Origin of the sequence: Plantibacter sp. CFBP 8804 (assembly GCF_014841225.1) — a bacterium.
Classification (GTDB): domain Bacteria; phylum Actinomycetota; class Actinomycetes; order Actinomycetales; family Microbacteriaceae; genus Plantibacter; species Plantibacter auratus.
The window spans coordinates 122,241-134,798 of sequence record NZ_JACYTU010000002.1 but is presented as its reverse complement, the minus strand read 5'-3'; the positions used below and the strand labels follow the sequence as shown (position 1 = coordinate 134,798).

Sequence of the window (12,558 nt, the reverse complement as noted above, 5' to 3'; positions counted from 1 at the left end):
GGGGCCGGCTCAGAGGGCGGTGTAGCCGCCGTCGATGACGAGGCTCTGGCCCGTGAGGTACGAGGAGGCGTCGGAAGCGAGCAGCAGGACGAGCCCGTGGAGGTCCTCCGGCTGCCCCATCCGGCCCGCCGGGATGTCCGCGGTCCACTCGGCGGCGAGGTCGGGGTTCGCCTCGGTGAACTCGCGGGTCATGTCCGAGAGGAAGTACCCGGGGGCGATCGCGTTGACGCGGATACCGGAGGATGCCCACTCGACGGCTAGCGACGACGCGAGGTGGCTGACCGCCGCCTTCGAGGCATTGTAGGAGGCCTGGAACTGCGGCTGGTTCACGATGAACGCCGACATCGACGAGATGAAGACCGCCGAGGCGGGCCGGCCCGCCGCGATGGCACGACGGGCGAAAGACTGCGCGGCGAAGAAGGTGCCGTCGAGGTTCACGGCGAGCACCTTCCGCCAGGTGTCCGCCGGCACGTCGACGCTGTCGCCCCAGATGGTGATGCCCGCGGCGGTCACGAGCAGCGACGGCGCGCCGAGCTCGGCCTCCGCGGCGGCGAAGGCGGCCTCGACGGCGGTGGCGTCGGTGACGTCGACCGCATGCGCCGAGGTGCGGACGCCGTACTCGGACGCCAACCGCTCGGCCGACTCGTGGACGGTCGGCAGGAGGTCGAGCAGCGCCACCTGGACGCCCTGCGCGGCGAGCGCCGTGGCGATCGAGTAGCCGAGCCCGCGGGCCCCGCCGGTGATGACGGCCGTGCGGCCGTGGAGGTCAGAGAACATGTGCGGTCCTTCGATCGGGGCGGGCTGGTGGAGGTGTCGTCGGGCGACGCGAGTCGCTCAGATCTCCTGGTCGGTGGGCAGGATGACGAGGTCGCGGATGGTGACGTGTCGAGGTCTCGTGAGCATGAAGAGCACGGCGTCGGCGACGTCCTCGGAACGGATGCCGGTGCGTGCGGCGATCTGGTCCTCCACCCCGGAAGCCCCCTCGGCGATCCCCCACAGCTCGTTGAGCACGACGCCGGGGGCGACCGCGCCCATCCGCACCCCGGATCCGACGAGGTTCCGCCGGGTGGTGTGGACGAACGACTGCATGGCGTGCTTCGTCGCGGAGTAGACGGGCTCCCAGTGGATGTCCTGGTGACCGGACACCGAGCTCGTCACCAGGACGTCGCCCGCGCCCTGCTCGACGAGGTGCGGCAGCGCTGCGCGAACCGTCGCCATCGCTCCGAGGACGTTGACGCCGACGAGCTCCTCGATCGCGGTCATCGGGGTGTCGACGACGTCACCGCCGACGTAGAGGCCCGCGTTGGCGAGGACGATGTCGAGACGTCCGAAGGCGGCGAGCGCCAGGGCGACGGCCTGCTCGGACACGGCGGGGTCGGCGAGGTCACCCGCCAGGAAGACGCTCGGAGTCGGCAGGGCGTCGGCGACGCCCGAGAGTCGCTCGGTGGAGCGTCCGACGAGCACCGTGCGCACCCCGGCGGCGGCGAGCGTCTGGGTGTAGGACCGGCCGATGCCCGAGGAGGCTCCGGTGATGATCGCGACCTGCCCGGTGAGGTCGATGGCGCTGGTCGACAGGCTCATGTCGTGGTCCTTCCGTGCGCCGTCCCGGCGCGGTCGGTGGTTGATTCCTGCGCGGCGAGCGCGGCTCGACGCAGCAGTTCGTCGGGTCTCGTGTCGATGCGGGCGACGGCCTTGTCGCTCAGGTACACCGGCCCGCCGGCGGCGAGTGCTCCGAGGAGCACCTGGGCGACCTTCACGGCCATCTCGGTGATCCGGAGCACCTCGGCCGCACTCGATCCGAGGGCGAACATCCCGTGGTTCTGCAGGTACACGACCTTCGGTACCCGACCGGTCGTGGCGAGCTGCTCGCGCAGCATGCGGCGGACCGTGCGGGCGAGCTCGAGCCCGGGGTCGACGTAGGGCACGAGCAGCGGATCGGTGCCGAGGACCACGATCTGGTCGGGGAAGAGCGAACCGCGGGTCAGGGCGTCGGCCGACGGTGAGCAGAGCAGCGCGTTGACCGGCACGGGATGGGTGTGGCCGACCGCGATGACGCCGGGCAGGTCGAGGCAGACGGCGTGGAGGATCGCCTCCACCGAGGGGCGTCGACCGTTGCCGGCGAGTGCCGCGGCATCGAACAGCGCGGCCACCTCCGCGTCCCCGCCCGTGTGCGAGTCGACGAGGTCGAGCACCGGTCCGAGCGCGAGACGGACCGCGTCGTCGGCGGTCGCCACGGCCATGGACGCGCCGCTCGCCTTCACGAGCATCGCCGGATCACCGTCGTCGGTCAGGAGCAGGGAGGTGTTGCCCTCTGCCAGCAGGGCCCACGCCCGATCGGGGCGGCCGAGATCGCGCGAGAAGGCGACGAAGCGGTCGAGCAGGTCCGTCTCGGTCTCCGGCTGGTCGGTGCGGTCGGTCATGTCGGTGTCCGCTCATGGTCGTGGTCGTCGTGATCGTCGTGGTCGTCCTGGCCGTGCCGGTAGACCGCGTCGAGCGACGGCGCGTGACCGGCCGCGACGAGCTGCACGGCCAGATTGCCGAGCGCCGAAGCCTCCGCCGGACCGGCGGTGACCGGAAGACCGGTCCGTGCCGCCGTGCGGGCGCACAGGAGCCGGTTGCGCGATCCGCCGCCGACGATGCGGACCGAACGGATCGTCACCCCGGTGATCGCCTCGCAGGCCCGGACCGTCTCGGCGTACGCCACCGCGAGGCTCTCGACCACGGTACGCACGGTGTCGCTCCGTCCGCTCGGTGGACGCTGTCCGGTCTCCCGGCAGAGCGTCGCGATGCGTTCCGGCATGTCATCCGGGACGAGCAGCCGTGGGTCGGCGACGTCGAACACGGCGGGCGTGACGTCCGTGGTCGCGTCTCGTTCCGTCTCCGCCACGGCCGACACGAGATCGACGAGGTCGACCGCGCTCCCGTCCTCGGCGGACCAGGCGCGGGCGCACTCGGTGAGCAGCCACATCCCCGCCAGGTTGCGGAGGAGCAGGGAGGATCCGGAGACACCGGCCTCGTTCGTGAAGCCGGCGGTCCGCGCGTGCTCGGTGAGCACCGGCGCCGGCAGACATACCCCCACGAGGGACCAGCTGCCACTCGAGACGAGGAGCTCCGCACCGTCCGGGCAGGCGAAGGCGAGCGCGGACGCAGTGTCGTGCTCCGCGACGCGGTGGACGGGGATCGGCACGCTCGACCCGAGACGCGCCGTGACCGCCGGCGTCGTCGGGCCGGCGACCGTCCCCGGTGCGACCACCGGCGGGAAGTCGAATCCGTCGAGACCCCAGCGACGGATGAGCTCCGCCGCCCAGTCACCGGTCCCCTGATCGAGCAGCTGCGTCGTCGAGGCGATCGTGCGCTCCGCTCCGACAACGCCGGTGAGCAGCCACACCCAGAGGTCCGGGACGAGCAACACGGTCGGGCGATCGCCGTCGGCTCGGCGCGCGTCGAGCTCCTCGGCGCGGGACCGCAGCTGGTACGAGGTGTTGATGGTCTGCTCCAGCACGCCGGTCACCGCGTAGGCCGTCGCGGCGTCGACGAGCACGGCGGCACGGGCCGGTCCGTCGGCGTCGGCGCCGCGGTGATGCGGCACCGACGGGAACGTCGGCGCGGAGCCATTCGGCATCGCCGTTCCGGTGCCGACGCCCACGAGCGCGACGTCGACGCCCCAGCTGTCGACCCCGATCCCGTCGAGCACACCGCCGGCGGTCTCTGCGATCCGGACGGCCTGCGCAAGCCCGACGAGGGTCTCCTCGAACAGGCGCTCCGCATCCCACCGGAGTCGACCGTCCTGCGTGATCGGGCCGTTCGGGAACCGGTGCACCTCGGTGAGCGCCAAGCGGCCGTCGGCCCAGCGCCCGAGCATGACGCGACCGCTCGACGCACCGAGGTCTACGGCGGCATGGAAGCGTGGAACGGCCTGATCGATCATGGCGTCGTCGCCTCGTCGCCTGGCGGCGTGGCCGGTTCGCTCAGCGGCGTCGTCGGGTCGGGGTCCTGGACGGCGACCGGTGTGGTGAGCGCCTCGAGGGAGGTGAGGATGGTCGTCGCGCTCGACACGGCGAGCGCACCCCAGGCGGCGGCAGACGCGACCGCCGCCGCCGGGTCGTCCCGTCCGTCCTCGCCGTGGAGTCCGACGAGGAATCCGGCCAACGAGGCGTCGCCGGCACCGGCCGTGTTCACGACCGTGGCTGCGACGTGCGCGTGCCACAGCCCAGCCGCGGTGCGGAGGAGCGCCCCGTCGGCCCCCATGCTCACGTAGACGAGGTCGCAGCCGGCACGGTGCAGTTCGTCGGCGGCGGAGGCGACATCGCCGATCGTCAGCAGCTCACGGCCGGTGAGCTCGGCGAGCTCGTGCGCGTTCGGTTTGAGCAGGTGGACGAGGTCGAGGTTCGCGACGGCGGTCTCGAGCGCCGCACCCGCGGTGTCGACGGCCACGCGCGCTCCCCGGTCACCCGCCTGCCGGAGCAACTGGAGGATGTCGACGAGGCCGGTACCGCCCTGGACCGTCGGGATCGTGCCGGAGAGGACGAGCCAGTCCGCGCCGATCCGGTCGATCTCCGCGCCGGAGGTGGCGACGACGGCGGCCCAGTCCTCGGCACGCAGCGGGATCGCCGGTTCGTTGACCTTGGTCGTCCCGGTCGCGGCGTCGAGGATGGTCGTGTTCACGCGCGTCCGACCGTCGGTCGGGACCACGGCGAGCAACGTCCGGAGTGCCGGGTCGTCGGCGAGGATCCGTCCGTCCGCACCCATCGGCACCACGGCACGGACCGGGAGTGGCGAGAGGGTGACCGCCCGCGCGACGTTGACGCCCTTGCCGCTCAGCTCGGTGGACACGCCCACCGCCCGGTTGACGTCGCCGAGTCGCAGCCCGTCGACGCGGTACGTCTGGTCGATCGCGGCCGCCGGCGTGACTGTCACGATGCCGCTCATGCGTCCGCCCCGACCGTCTCGACGCGGACGCCGGTCGCGAGGAGGGCGTCGAGGGTCGGTTCGTCGACGCCGTGGTGCACCACCGCCACGTCGAGGCGGGCGGCCGGGACGGAGGCCGCGAGGCCGTCGGCACCGAACGTCGCCGGGTCGCCCAGGAGGATCGTCGTGGACGCCAGCTCGACCGCCGACGCGACGACCGCCGCCTCCTCCGGCGAGGCGTGGAGCAGTCGCCCGTCCGCGGAGACACCGAGCGCCTCGACGACCGCGACGTCGAGGCGGAGGCCGGCGAGCTGCTCGCGCGCCCAGGCGCCGGTGAGGACGCCGCGCCCGTCCGCCGTCCCGCCGACGAGGTGGACGACGGCCGATTCCTCGGCAGCGGCAGCGGCCAGGGCGACGGGCACCGAACCGGTCACGATGACGGTCCCGGCGGTCGTCGCGAGAACTGCGGCGAGCGCCTCACAGGCGGACCCTGCGCCGAGGAAGACCGCTGAGCCCGGGTCGACCAGGGTCAGCGCCCGCGCGGCGAGCGCACCGGACACCCCGGAGTCCTGGCCCGGGTCGAGGTCGACCCGCACCGCACCGCCGTGCGCGCGTCGGAGGCGTCCGTCGAGTTCGAGGACGCGGAGGTCGCGTCGGATCGTCTCCTCGGTCACGCCGAGGTCCACTGCGAGCACGCCGACCTCGACCCGCCCGTCCTGGTCGAGTCGGGTGAGGATCTCCCGACGCCGGTCGTCCACCGGACTGGACGTGACCGTCCCGCGGCCGCCGACGGACGCGCTCATCGTTCCACCCCGGCACGGTCGTCGCGTTCGGACGCCGGACCGTCGGGGCTCGACTCCTCGGCCCGTCGTCGCCACCAAGGGCCGAGGGCCTCGACGAGCTCGTCGAACGCGTGTCCGACCCCGGCCCAGTACGCGGCCGAGGCGTCCGTCGGCAGGACGGCGGGCGCGTGTCGGACGACGTCGTGCTGGGCCTGTTCCACCGACGGCAGGAGTCCGGTGGCGACCCCGGCGACGATCGCGGCGCCGAGGGCTCCGGCCTCCTCCGAGTCGACGACCGTCACGGGCGCTCGAAGCGCGTTGGCCACGAGTTGCACGTACAGCCGCGACCGCGCGAGGCCGCCGCCCAGGACGATCGGCTCGTCCCACCGGAACCGTTCGCCGAGCGCCCGGGTGTGCCAGCGGTGCATGAGCACGATGCCCTCGAGTGCTCCGCGCAGCACATGCGCCCGGGTGTGCCAGTCTCGGACGCCGACGAGGGTGGCCGAGGCTTCGGCGCCGAGCGGCGAGTCCGATTGGAAGGGCAGAACGAGCGGCACCTGCTCCTCCGGAGGGAGTGCTGCGGCCTCGGCGATCAGCGCGTCACGGCCGGTGGCGTCAGTCACGCCCAGGAGCCGGAGCGTCCAGTCGAAGGAGGGCGATGCCGTCGCCGAGGTGGACATCGCGATCCGCAGGTCCGGGGTGATCGAGAGGCGGGACTGCCACCGCGGGTCCACGTCGGGCTGGGTCGTCGTCACGCCGTTGGTGCTGAACGAGCCGGCCACGAGGGCGAGCCGTCCGGGGACGAGTGCGCCCATGCCGATCGACGAGGCCTGCACGTCGTGGAGTCCCGACACGACCGGTGTCCCGGCGACGAGGCCCGTGACCGCGGCGGCCGCCGGCAGCACCGACCCGACGATCGTGCCGCTCGGGTTGATCGGCGGCAGCAGGCGGAGCATCTCGGCGGGCAGGCCGTAGGCGTCGAGGACCTCGGCGCTCCAGGTGGCGGTCCCGACGTCCAGGAAGGAGGCGCAGGCGTCGGAGTAGTCAGTGGAGATCTCGCCGGTGAGCCGCAGGCGGACCACGTCCTTGCAGAAGAGCATCGCGTCTGCCTGCTCGACACGCTCCGGGTCGTGGCGGAGCAACCAGCGGAGGAGGTTGCCGGCGGCGCCCGGCGTCGGCAGCTGTCCGGAGCGTTCGAGCACCACGCGCAGCCGGTCCGGATCGGAGGCGAGTTCGGCGGCCTCGACATGCGCCCGGGAGTCCATCGCCGTGATGGCCGGGCCGACCGGCTCTCCGGCGGCGGTCACGAGGTGCAGCCCGTCGCCGTGGCCGGTGATCCCGACGGCGGCGACCAGGGTCGGGTCGACACCCGACGTCGCCATCACCTCCGACACCGCGTCGGCGACCGCGGCCCATAGGGCGTCCTGCGGCCGCTCGGCATGCCGGGCGACCGGGCGGTCGACGGGGCTCGCGCGCCGAGCGACCGCGACCGGCAGCAACCGCTCGTCGTGCAGGACGGCCTTGACGGCGGTCTGCCCGACGTCGATCCCGAGCAGGAACCGCGACCCCGACTCGTGGGGTGCGCTGTGCGGCCCGTGCTCAGCCATCGGCGGCCTTCCGTTCGTCGTCATCATCGTCGTCGGGTGCGCCCGATCATGTTGATCTTTGCACCGATCCCACGGAATCGGAAGGCATATCGGACAGATTCGGATACGCTGGCCGGATCGGACGGAGCAGTCATGTACCCAGCAGAGCGTCACGCCGCGATCCTCGCGGGTGCCCGCGACGGCGACGGCGCCCTGTCGGTCGCCGAGCTGAGCAGCCGACTCGGCGTCACACCGGAGACCATCCGGCGCGACCTCGCGGTGCTCGAACGACAGGGGCTCATCCGCCGCCACCACGGTGGCGCGGTCCTCGCCCGACGATCCGCGTTCGAGCCCAGCCTCCAACGACGCCGCGAGGGCGAGCGCATCGAGCGCGCCGCCGTCGCCCGCCTCGTCGTCGAGCAGCTCCCCGAGGAAGGGGTCGTCCTGCTCGACTCCGGTGCGATGACCCTCGAGGTCGCCGCACTCCTCCCCCACGCCAGCCGACTCCTCGTGGTGACGAACAGCCTGCCGATCGTCGCTCTGCTCGGTGGCCGGCCGCGCCTCACCGTGCTCGCCCTGCCCGGGCGGGTCCGCGCCGTCACGCAGGCGACCGTCGGCGCGTGGACCGTCGAACGGCTGTCGGGGCTCCACGCCGACGTCGCCGTCCTCGGCGCCAACGGGGTGGGGCTCACCTCGGGCGCCACGACGACGCTGCCGGAGGAGGCCGAGGTGAAGCGGGCGATGCTCGGTATCTCCAGACGACGCATCCTCGCCGTCACCGCCGCGAAGTTCGCCACCACCTCGTTCCACCGGGCCGCGGGACTCGACGAGTTCGATCAGATCGTGACCGACGACGGGCTCGACCCGGACACCGTCGACGCGCTCGCCGAGAGCGGTCCAGAGCTGCTGCTGGCCACCACCTGACCATCCCCACCGGCACCGGGTCGATCATCCCGCGTGCACCCCGAGAGGAACCATCATGACGCTCGTCTCCACCGCTGCGCTCCTCGACGCGCAGCGCGCCGTGCTCGCCTTCAACGTCATCCAGCTCGAACACGGCGAGGCCATCCTCCGCGGCGCGGAGCTCGCGGGCCGGGGCGTCATCCTGCAGGTGTCCGAGAACGCGGCGAGGTACCACGGCGGCCTCGCGCCGATCGGGCTCGCGAGCCTGGAGCTCGCCCGCGAGGCCGGCATCGCGACCGCCGTGCACCTCGACCACGCCGAGGACGAGACGCTCGTCGAGGAGGCGGTGCGGCTCGGATTCACCTCGGTCATGTTCGATGCGGCGACCCTCCCCGACGAGGAGAACCGCGAGCGCACCGCAGCGGTCGCCCGCGCGGCTCAGGCGCAGGGCGTGTGGGTCGAGGCGGAACTGGGGGCGATCGGCGGGAAGGGCGGCGCACACACGCCCGGCGTCCGGACCGACTCCGGTGAAGCCGCGGCGTTCGTCGCGGGCACCGGCGTCGACGGCCTCGCGGTCGCGGTCGGCAGCTCGCACGCGATGACCTCCCGGAGCGCGACCCTCGACTTCGGCCTCATCCGCGAACTCGCGGCAGCCGTCCCCGTCCCGCTCGTCCTGCACGGTTCGAGCGGCGTGAGCGACGAGGACCTCGTGCGGGCGGTGGACGCGGGCATGCGCAAGATCAACATCTCGACCCACATCAACGGCGTCTTCACCCGAGCCGTCCGTGAGCGCCTCGACGCGGACCCGTCACTCGTCGACCCGCGGAAGTACCTCGGCCCGGCACGCGACGCCGTCGCTGCCGAGGTCGTGCGGCTCCTCACCCTCGTCGCGTAGGACTCGTCGCCGACCCGACCGTCAGTCGATCGAGTCGTTCACAACCAGTGGACGATGTCCGGGTCGAGGCAGACCTCGCCGAGGCCCTCGGTGGTGGTGACGCCGTCCGCGAACCGGATCACCACGGCCGGTCCCTCCATACGCACGTACTCGGCCCGGAGCCCGAGTCGGAACGGGACGTCGGTCGACGCGGCGGCCGCGCGGCTCGCGCGTTCGGGGACCGTGATGACCAGGCGGTGGGCTCGCCCCGCTGCATCGACGACCTCGGCCTCGATCCGTCCCGGAGCAGCGTCGGACAGCCGGCGCACCGCGGTCACCGCGACGATCACCTGGGTCATGTCGCGATTCTCGCATCCCGTGGAGGGTGGCGTCGAGGCGGAGCGGACCGGACGCAGCGCGACGGCGCCGGAGCTCGAAGCTCCGACGCCGTCGCGGTCTGGTGGTGCGGGGTGGCCGGCAGGCCTAGCCGCACTTGGACTGGTAGACGGCATCCTTCGCGTCGCCGTCGACGTTGTCTTTGGTGATGATGGTGAAGCCGGTCTCGATCTTGGCCTCGACCTTGTCACCGTTCAGAGCGGCGATCGCCTGGGCGACGCCGTCCTTGCCGATGGTGGCCGGCTCCTGAGCGACGAGCGCCTGGACGGTGCCCTCCTTCAGCTGCTTGACCTGAGCGGGACCCGCGTCGAACCCGACGATGGTGACCGAGTCCTCCTTACCGGCCTGCTTGACACCGGTCGCGGAACCTTCGGCCGCGAACAGGTTCGCTGCGAAGATGCCCACGATGTCGGGGTCCTTCTGGAGCGCCGCGGTCACGATCTCGGCAGCCGTGGACGGCTCGTTGTGGCTGTACTGCACGCCGAGGTCGGTGAACTTGTCATCGCCCTTCACCGCTTCCTGGAAGCCCTCGGCACGGGCGTCCGTGGTCGAGATGCCGGGGTCGACCGAGACCACGAGGACCTTGCCGCCCTCGGGGTGCGCTTCCTTGATCGCGTCGAACGCCGCAGCGCCGCCGCCCTTGTTGTCGCTCGAGATCTGCGAGACCGCGAACGACGGGTCGTCGACGGTGGTGTCGACGAGGACGACCTTGATGCCCGCGTCGGCCGCAGCCTTCAGCGGGGCCTCCATGGCCTTCACATCGGTCGGGGCGACGAGGATCGCGTCCGGCTTCGAGGCGACGACCGAGTCGACGAGCGGCTTCTGCAGCGTCGGGTCGAACTTCTCCGGACCCTGGGTCGTGACCGTCGCGCCGGCGTCCTTCGCCGCCGATTCGATACCGCACTGCATCGAGATGTAGAACTCGTCGCCTGCGACGCCCTGGATGAACGCGATCTTGTAGCCGTCGGAACCTGCGCCTGCGCTGCTGCCGCCCGAGCTCGCGCCACCGGAACAGCCGGTGAGCATGAGGCCTGCCGACGCGCCGAGCGCGAGGACTCCGAGAACTGACTTCTTCCACTTCATTGTGATTACCCGTTTCTCTTGAACTGCTGGACTACTGGGATGGTGCGGGGGGGGTGTTGATCTGTGTAGGGGGTTATTTCTTCTTCCTGCTGACGAGGGCTCGCCAGAAGCTGGTGGATCCACCGCGGGCTGCGGAGGAACGGCGGACCTGGTCGACGTAGACGGCCAGGATGAGGACGGCGCCGACCGCGACCTGCTGCCAGAACGGCTGCACGCCGGTGATGACGAAGCCGTTCTGGAGGACGGCGGGGATGAACAGACCGACGACGGTGCCGAAGATCGTCCCGTAGCCACCGAAGAGCGAGGTGCCACCGATGACGACCGCGGCGATGACGTTCAGGTTCGTCTGCGACTGACCGGCGATCGCGGTGGTGCCGAACTGCGACAGCGACAGGATGCCGGCGAGACCCGCGAGGCCACCCGAGATCGCGTAGATGCGGATGAGGTGACGGTCGACCTTCACGCCGACGCGTCGTGCCGCCTCCTCGCTCGATCCGACCGCGTAGGTGTACAGGCCGAACTTCGTCTTGTGGAGGATGAGCGCACCGATGATGACGACGACGAGGGCGATGACCGAGATGATCGGGACCGCGCCGAAGATGTTGCCGTACCCGATCGAGTCGGTGAGGACCGAGGGCACCTCGCGGATGTCGACACCGCCGGTGAGGATCTGGGCGAGGCCGAGCGCCATGCCGAGGCTACCGAGGGTGACGATCAGCGGCGGCACCTTCGCCTTGGAGATGAGGATGCCGTTGAACGTGCCCCAGAGGATGCCGACGCCGATCGAGACGATGATCCCGACGATCGCGGTCCCCCAGTCGTCGCCGCCCATGGCCCGCATCGTCGTCGCGGACACGACGCCCGAGAAGACGAGGACGGATCCGATCGAGAGGTCGATGCCGGAGGTGATGATGACGTAGGTCATGCCGACGCCGAGCACCGCGAGGATCGAGGCGTTCTGCACGACGAGCCGCAGGTTGGACAGCTGCGCGAAGGTGTCGGGCGCGATCGCGGAGAAGATCGCGATGACGACGAGGAGGACGATGAAGATCTGGAAGGCCTGGGCCTTGAAGAGCTTCCTGATCGGGGTCTCCCGATCCTTGGCCGTCTCGATGGCGGTCGTCTCCGGCCCCATCTCGGCCTGCTTCACCGCGCTCATGCGACGTTCCTCGTGCTGGCACCGGTCATGAGACCGACGAGTTCTTCCATGTTCGTGTCCTTCGTGTCGACCGTCGCCGCGCGGTGGCCGAGCCGCAGCACCTGCACGCGGTCGGACACCTCCATGACGTGCGGCATCGAGTGGCTGATGAAGACGACCGCGATGCCCTTGTCGCGCACCCGGCGGATCGTCTCGAGCACGTTCTTCGTCTGGCGGACGCCGAGGGCGGCCGTCGGTTCGTCGAGGAAGACGACCTTGTTGGCCCAGTGCACCGCGCGGGCGATGGCGATCGCCTGGCGCTGCCCACCGGACATCGCGCCCACCGGGTCGGTGAGCGAGCGGACGGTCGCGCCGAGTTCGTCGAAGGCGTGACGCGACTGCTTGCTCATCTCCTTGACGTTCATGAGGCCGAGCAGCCCGCCGAGGCCAGGCCGCATGATCTCGCGGCCGAGGTAGACGTTCTGCACGGGATCGAGGTGGGGCGCGAGTGCGAGGTCCTGGTAGACCGTCTCGATGCCGAGCGCGCTCGACTGCATGGGCGAGGTGAGGGTGATCGGTTCGCCTTCGAACTTGATCACGCCGCTGTCGACCGCGAGGTTGCCGGAGAGTGCCTTGACCAGGGTGGACTTGCCCGCCCCGTTGTCGCCGATGAGGGCGGTGACCTCGCCGGGGTAGACCTCGAAGTCCGCTTCGTCGAGGGCGCGGACGTGCCCGAACTGCCGGGTGAGGCCTCTGGCCTCCAAGACGGGAGTCGTCATGTCGTTCTCGTTCCTTTCCAGCCGGCCCCGGTGGACGGGTCCGGCGTGTGGTGGCTGTCGTACCGCCGTTCGGGGCGGTGGTGTGTGGTGAGCTGCTGCGTGATCGTGG

Annotated in this window: 13 protein-coding genes; 2 read left to right on the top strand and 11 right to left on the bottom strand. The window is 71.4% G+C overall.

All coding sequences use genetic code 11. The features are described 5' to 3' along the window. Positions 1 to 9: 9 nt before the first annotated feature. The 7 genes from IFU11_RS06090 to IFU11_RS06060 are packed head-to-tail and all read right to left on the bottom strand — an operon-like array spanning position 10 to position 7,297. A complete protein-coding gene (locus tag IFU11_RS06090; protein ID WP_192018471.1) occupies positions 10 to 777 on the bottom strand; it encodes an SDR family oxidoreductase in 768 nt (255 codons plus the stop codon). A 57-nt stretch (positions 778 to 834) separates the two neighbouring features. Beyond that, on the bottom strand, positions 835 to 1,581 hold the full coding sequence (locus IFU11_RS06085) for an SDR family oxidoreductase (protein ID WP_137243453.1): 747 nt from the start codon (positions 1,579 to 1,581) through the stop codon (positions 835 to 837). Beyond that, positions 1,578 to 2,420, bottom strand: coding sequence for a class II aldolase/adducin family protein (locus tag IFU11_RS06080; RefSeq protein ID WP_192018470.1), 843 nt, complete (start codon positions 2,418 to 2,420; stop codon positions 1,578 to 1,580). The genes IFU11_RS06085 and IFU11_RS06080 overlap by 4 nt, the downstream gene beginning before the upstream one ends. Then, positions 2,417 to 3,928 (bottom strand): rhamnulokinase, encoded by a 1,512-nt coding sequence (locus IFU11_RS06075; RefSeq protein ID WP_192018469.1) that lies wholly within the window; start codon positions 3,926 to 3,928, stop codon positions 2,417 to 2,419. Before IFU11_RS06075 ends, IFU11_RS06080 begins: the two co-directional genes overlap by 4 nt. Then, on the bottom strand, positions 3,925 to 4,929 hold the full coding sequence (locus IFU11_RS06070; protein ID WP_137243456.1) for a 1-phosphofructokinase family hexose kinase: 1,005 nt from the start codon (positions 4,927 to 4,929) through the stop codon (positions 3,925 to 3,927). The genes IFU11_RS06075 and IFU11_RS06070 overlap by 4 nt, the downstream gene beginning before the upstream one ends. After that, a complete protein-coding gene (locus IFU11_RS06065; RefSeq protein WP_192018468.1) occupies positions 4,926 to 5,711 on the bottom strand; it encodes a DeoR/GlpR family DNA-binding transcription regulator in 786 nt (261 codons plus the stop codon). The genes IFU11_RS06070 and IFU11_RS06065 overlap by 4 nt, the downstream gene beginning before the upstream one ends. Next, positions 5,708 to 7,297 carry an FGGY-family carbohydrate kinase gene (locus IFU11_RS06060; RefSeq protein WP_161578616.1) on the bottom strand — a complete coding sequence of 530 codons (1,590 nt, stop codon included), beginning with the start codon at positions 7,295 to 7,297 and terminating at the stop codon, positions 5,708 to 5,710. Before IFU11_RS06060 ends, IFU11_RS06065 begins: the two co-directional genes overlap by 4 nt. A gap of 132 nt (positions 7,298 to 7,429) precedes the next feature. Here IFU11_RS06060 and IFU11_RS06055 point away from each other — a divergent pair, with 132 nt between their 5' ends. Together IFU11_RS06055 and IFU11_RS06050 are read left to right on the top strand one after the other, a co-directional pair. Next, a complete protein-coding gene (locus tag IFU11_RS06055) occupies positions 7,430 to 8,200 on the top strand; it encodes a DeoR/GlpR family DNA-binding transcription regulator (RefSeq protein WP_192018467.1) in 771 nt (256 codons plus the stop codon). 55 nt (positions 8,201 to 8,255) lie between these two features. Then, complete coding sequence (locus IFU11_RS06050) at positions 8,256 to 9,074, top strand: class II fructose-bisphosphate aldolase (RefSeq protein ID WP_192018466.1); 819 nt, start codon at positions 8,256 to 8,258, stop codon at positions 9,072 to 9,074. A gap of 38 nt (positions 9,075 to 9,112) precedes the next feature. On the opposite strand, the gene IFU11_RS06045 is transcribed toward IFU11_RS06050, so the two are convergent. From IFU11_RS06045 to IFU11_RS06030, 4 genes are all read right to left on the bottom strand, one after another. Beyond that, entirely contained in the window at positions 9,113 to 9,412 is a 300-nt protein-coding gene (locus IFU11_RS06045) for a hypothetical protein (RefSeq protein WP_192018465.1), read from the bottom strand. A gap of 124 nt (positions 9,413 to 9,536) precedes the next feature. After that, positions 9,537 to 10,532: an ABC transporter substrate-binding protein gene (locus IFU11_RS06040; protein WP_056013014.1), complete on the bottom strand. Its 996-nt coding sequence runs from the start codon at positions 10,530 to 10,532 to the stop codon at positions 9,537 to 9,539. 73 nt (positions 10,533 to 10,605) lie between these two features. Further along, a complete protein-coding gene (locus IFU11_RS06035) occupies positions 10,606 to 11,691 on the bottom strand; it encodes an ABC transporter permease (protein WP_085512287.1) in 1,086 nt (361 codons plus the stop codon). After that, positions 11,688 to 12,449, bottom strand: coding sequence for an ATP-binding cassette domain-containing protein (locus tag IFU11_RS06030; RefSeq protein ID WP_079707372.1), 762 nt, complete (start codon positions 12,447 to 12,449; stop codon positions 11,688 to 11,690). Before IFU11_RS06030 ends, IFU11_RS06035 begins: the two co-directional genes overlap by 4 nt. Between the last annotated feature and the right edge of the window lie 109 nt (positions 12,450 to 12,558).

Bases quoted from the DNA above. Each gene is read 5' to 3' on its own strand.
- IFU11_RS06080 (WP_192018470.1), bottom strand. From the start codon at position 2,420: ATGACCGACCGCACCGACCAGCCGGAGACCGAGACGGACCTGCTCGAC.
- IFU11_RS06035 (WP_085512287.1), bottom strand. From the start codon at position 11,691: ATGAGCGCGGTGAAGCAGGCCGAGATGGGGCCGGAGACGACCGCCATC.
- IFU11_RS06050 (WP_192018466.1), top strand. From the start codon at position 8,256: ATGACGCTCGTCTCCACCGCTGCGCTCCTCGACGCGCAGCGCGCCGTG.
- IFU11_RS06065 (WP_192018468.1), bottom strand. From the start codon at position 5,711: ATGAGCGCGTCCGTCGGCGGCCGCGGGACGGTCACGTCCAGTCCGGTG.
- IFU11_RS06030 (WP_079707372.1), bottom strand. From the start codon at position 12,449: ATGACGACTCCCGTCTTGGAGGCCAGAGGCCTCACCCGGCAGTTCGGG.
- IFU11_RS06045 (WP_192018465.1), bottom strand. From the start codon at position 9,412: ATGACCCAGGTGATCGTCGCGGTGACCGCGGTGCGCCGGCTGTCCGAC.
- IFU11_RS06070 (WP_137243456.1), bottom strand. From the start codon at position 4,929: ATGAGCGGCATCGTGACAGTCACGCCGGCGGCCGCGATCGACCAGACG.
- IFU11_RS06060 (WP_161578616.1), bottom strand. From the start codon at position 7,297: ATGGCTGAGCACGGGCCGCACAGCGCACCCCACGAGTCGGGGTCGCGG.
- IFU11_RS06090 (WP_192018471.1), bottom strand. From the start codon at position 777: ATGTTCTCTGACCTCCACGGCCGCACGGCCGTCATCACCGGCGGGGCC.
- IFU11_RS06040 (WP_056013014.1), bottom strand. From the start codon at position 10,532: ATGAAGTGGAAGAAGTCAGTTCTCGGAGTCCTCGCGCTCGGCGCGTCG.
- IFU11_RS06075 (WP_192018469.1), bottom strand. From the start codon at position 3,928: ATGATCGATCAGGCCGTTCCACGCTTCCATGCCGCCGTAGACCTCGGT.
- IFU11_RS06085 (WP_137243453.1), bottom strand. From the start codon at position 1,581: ATGAGCCTGTCGACCAGCGCCATCGACCTCACCGGGCAGGTCGCGATC.
- IFU11_RS06055 (WP_192018467.1), top strand. From the start codon at position 7,430: ATGTACCCAGCAGAGCGTCACGCCGCGATCCTCGCGGGTGCCCGCGAC.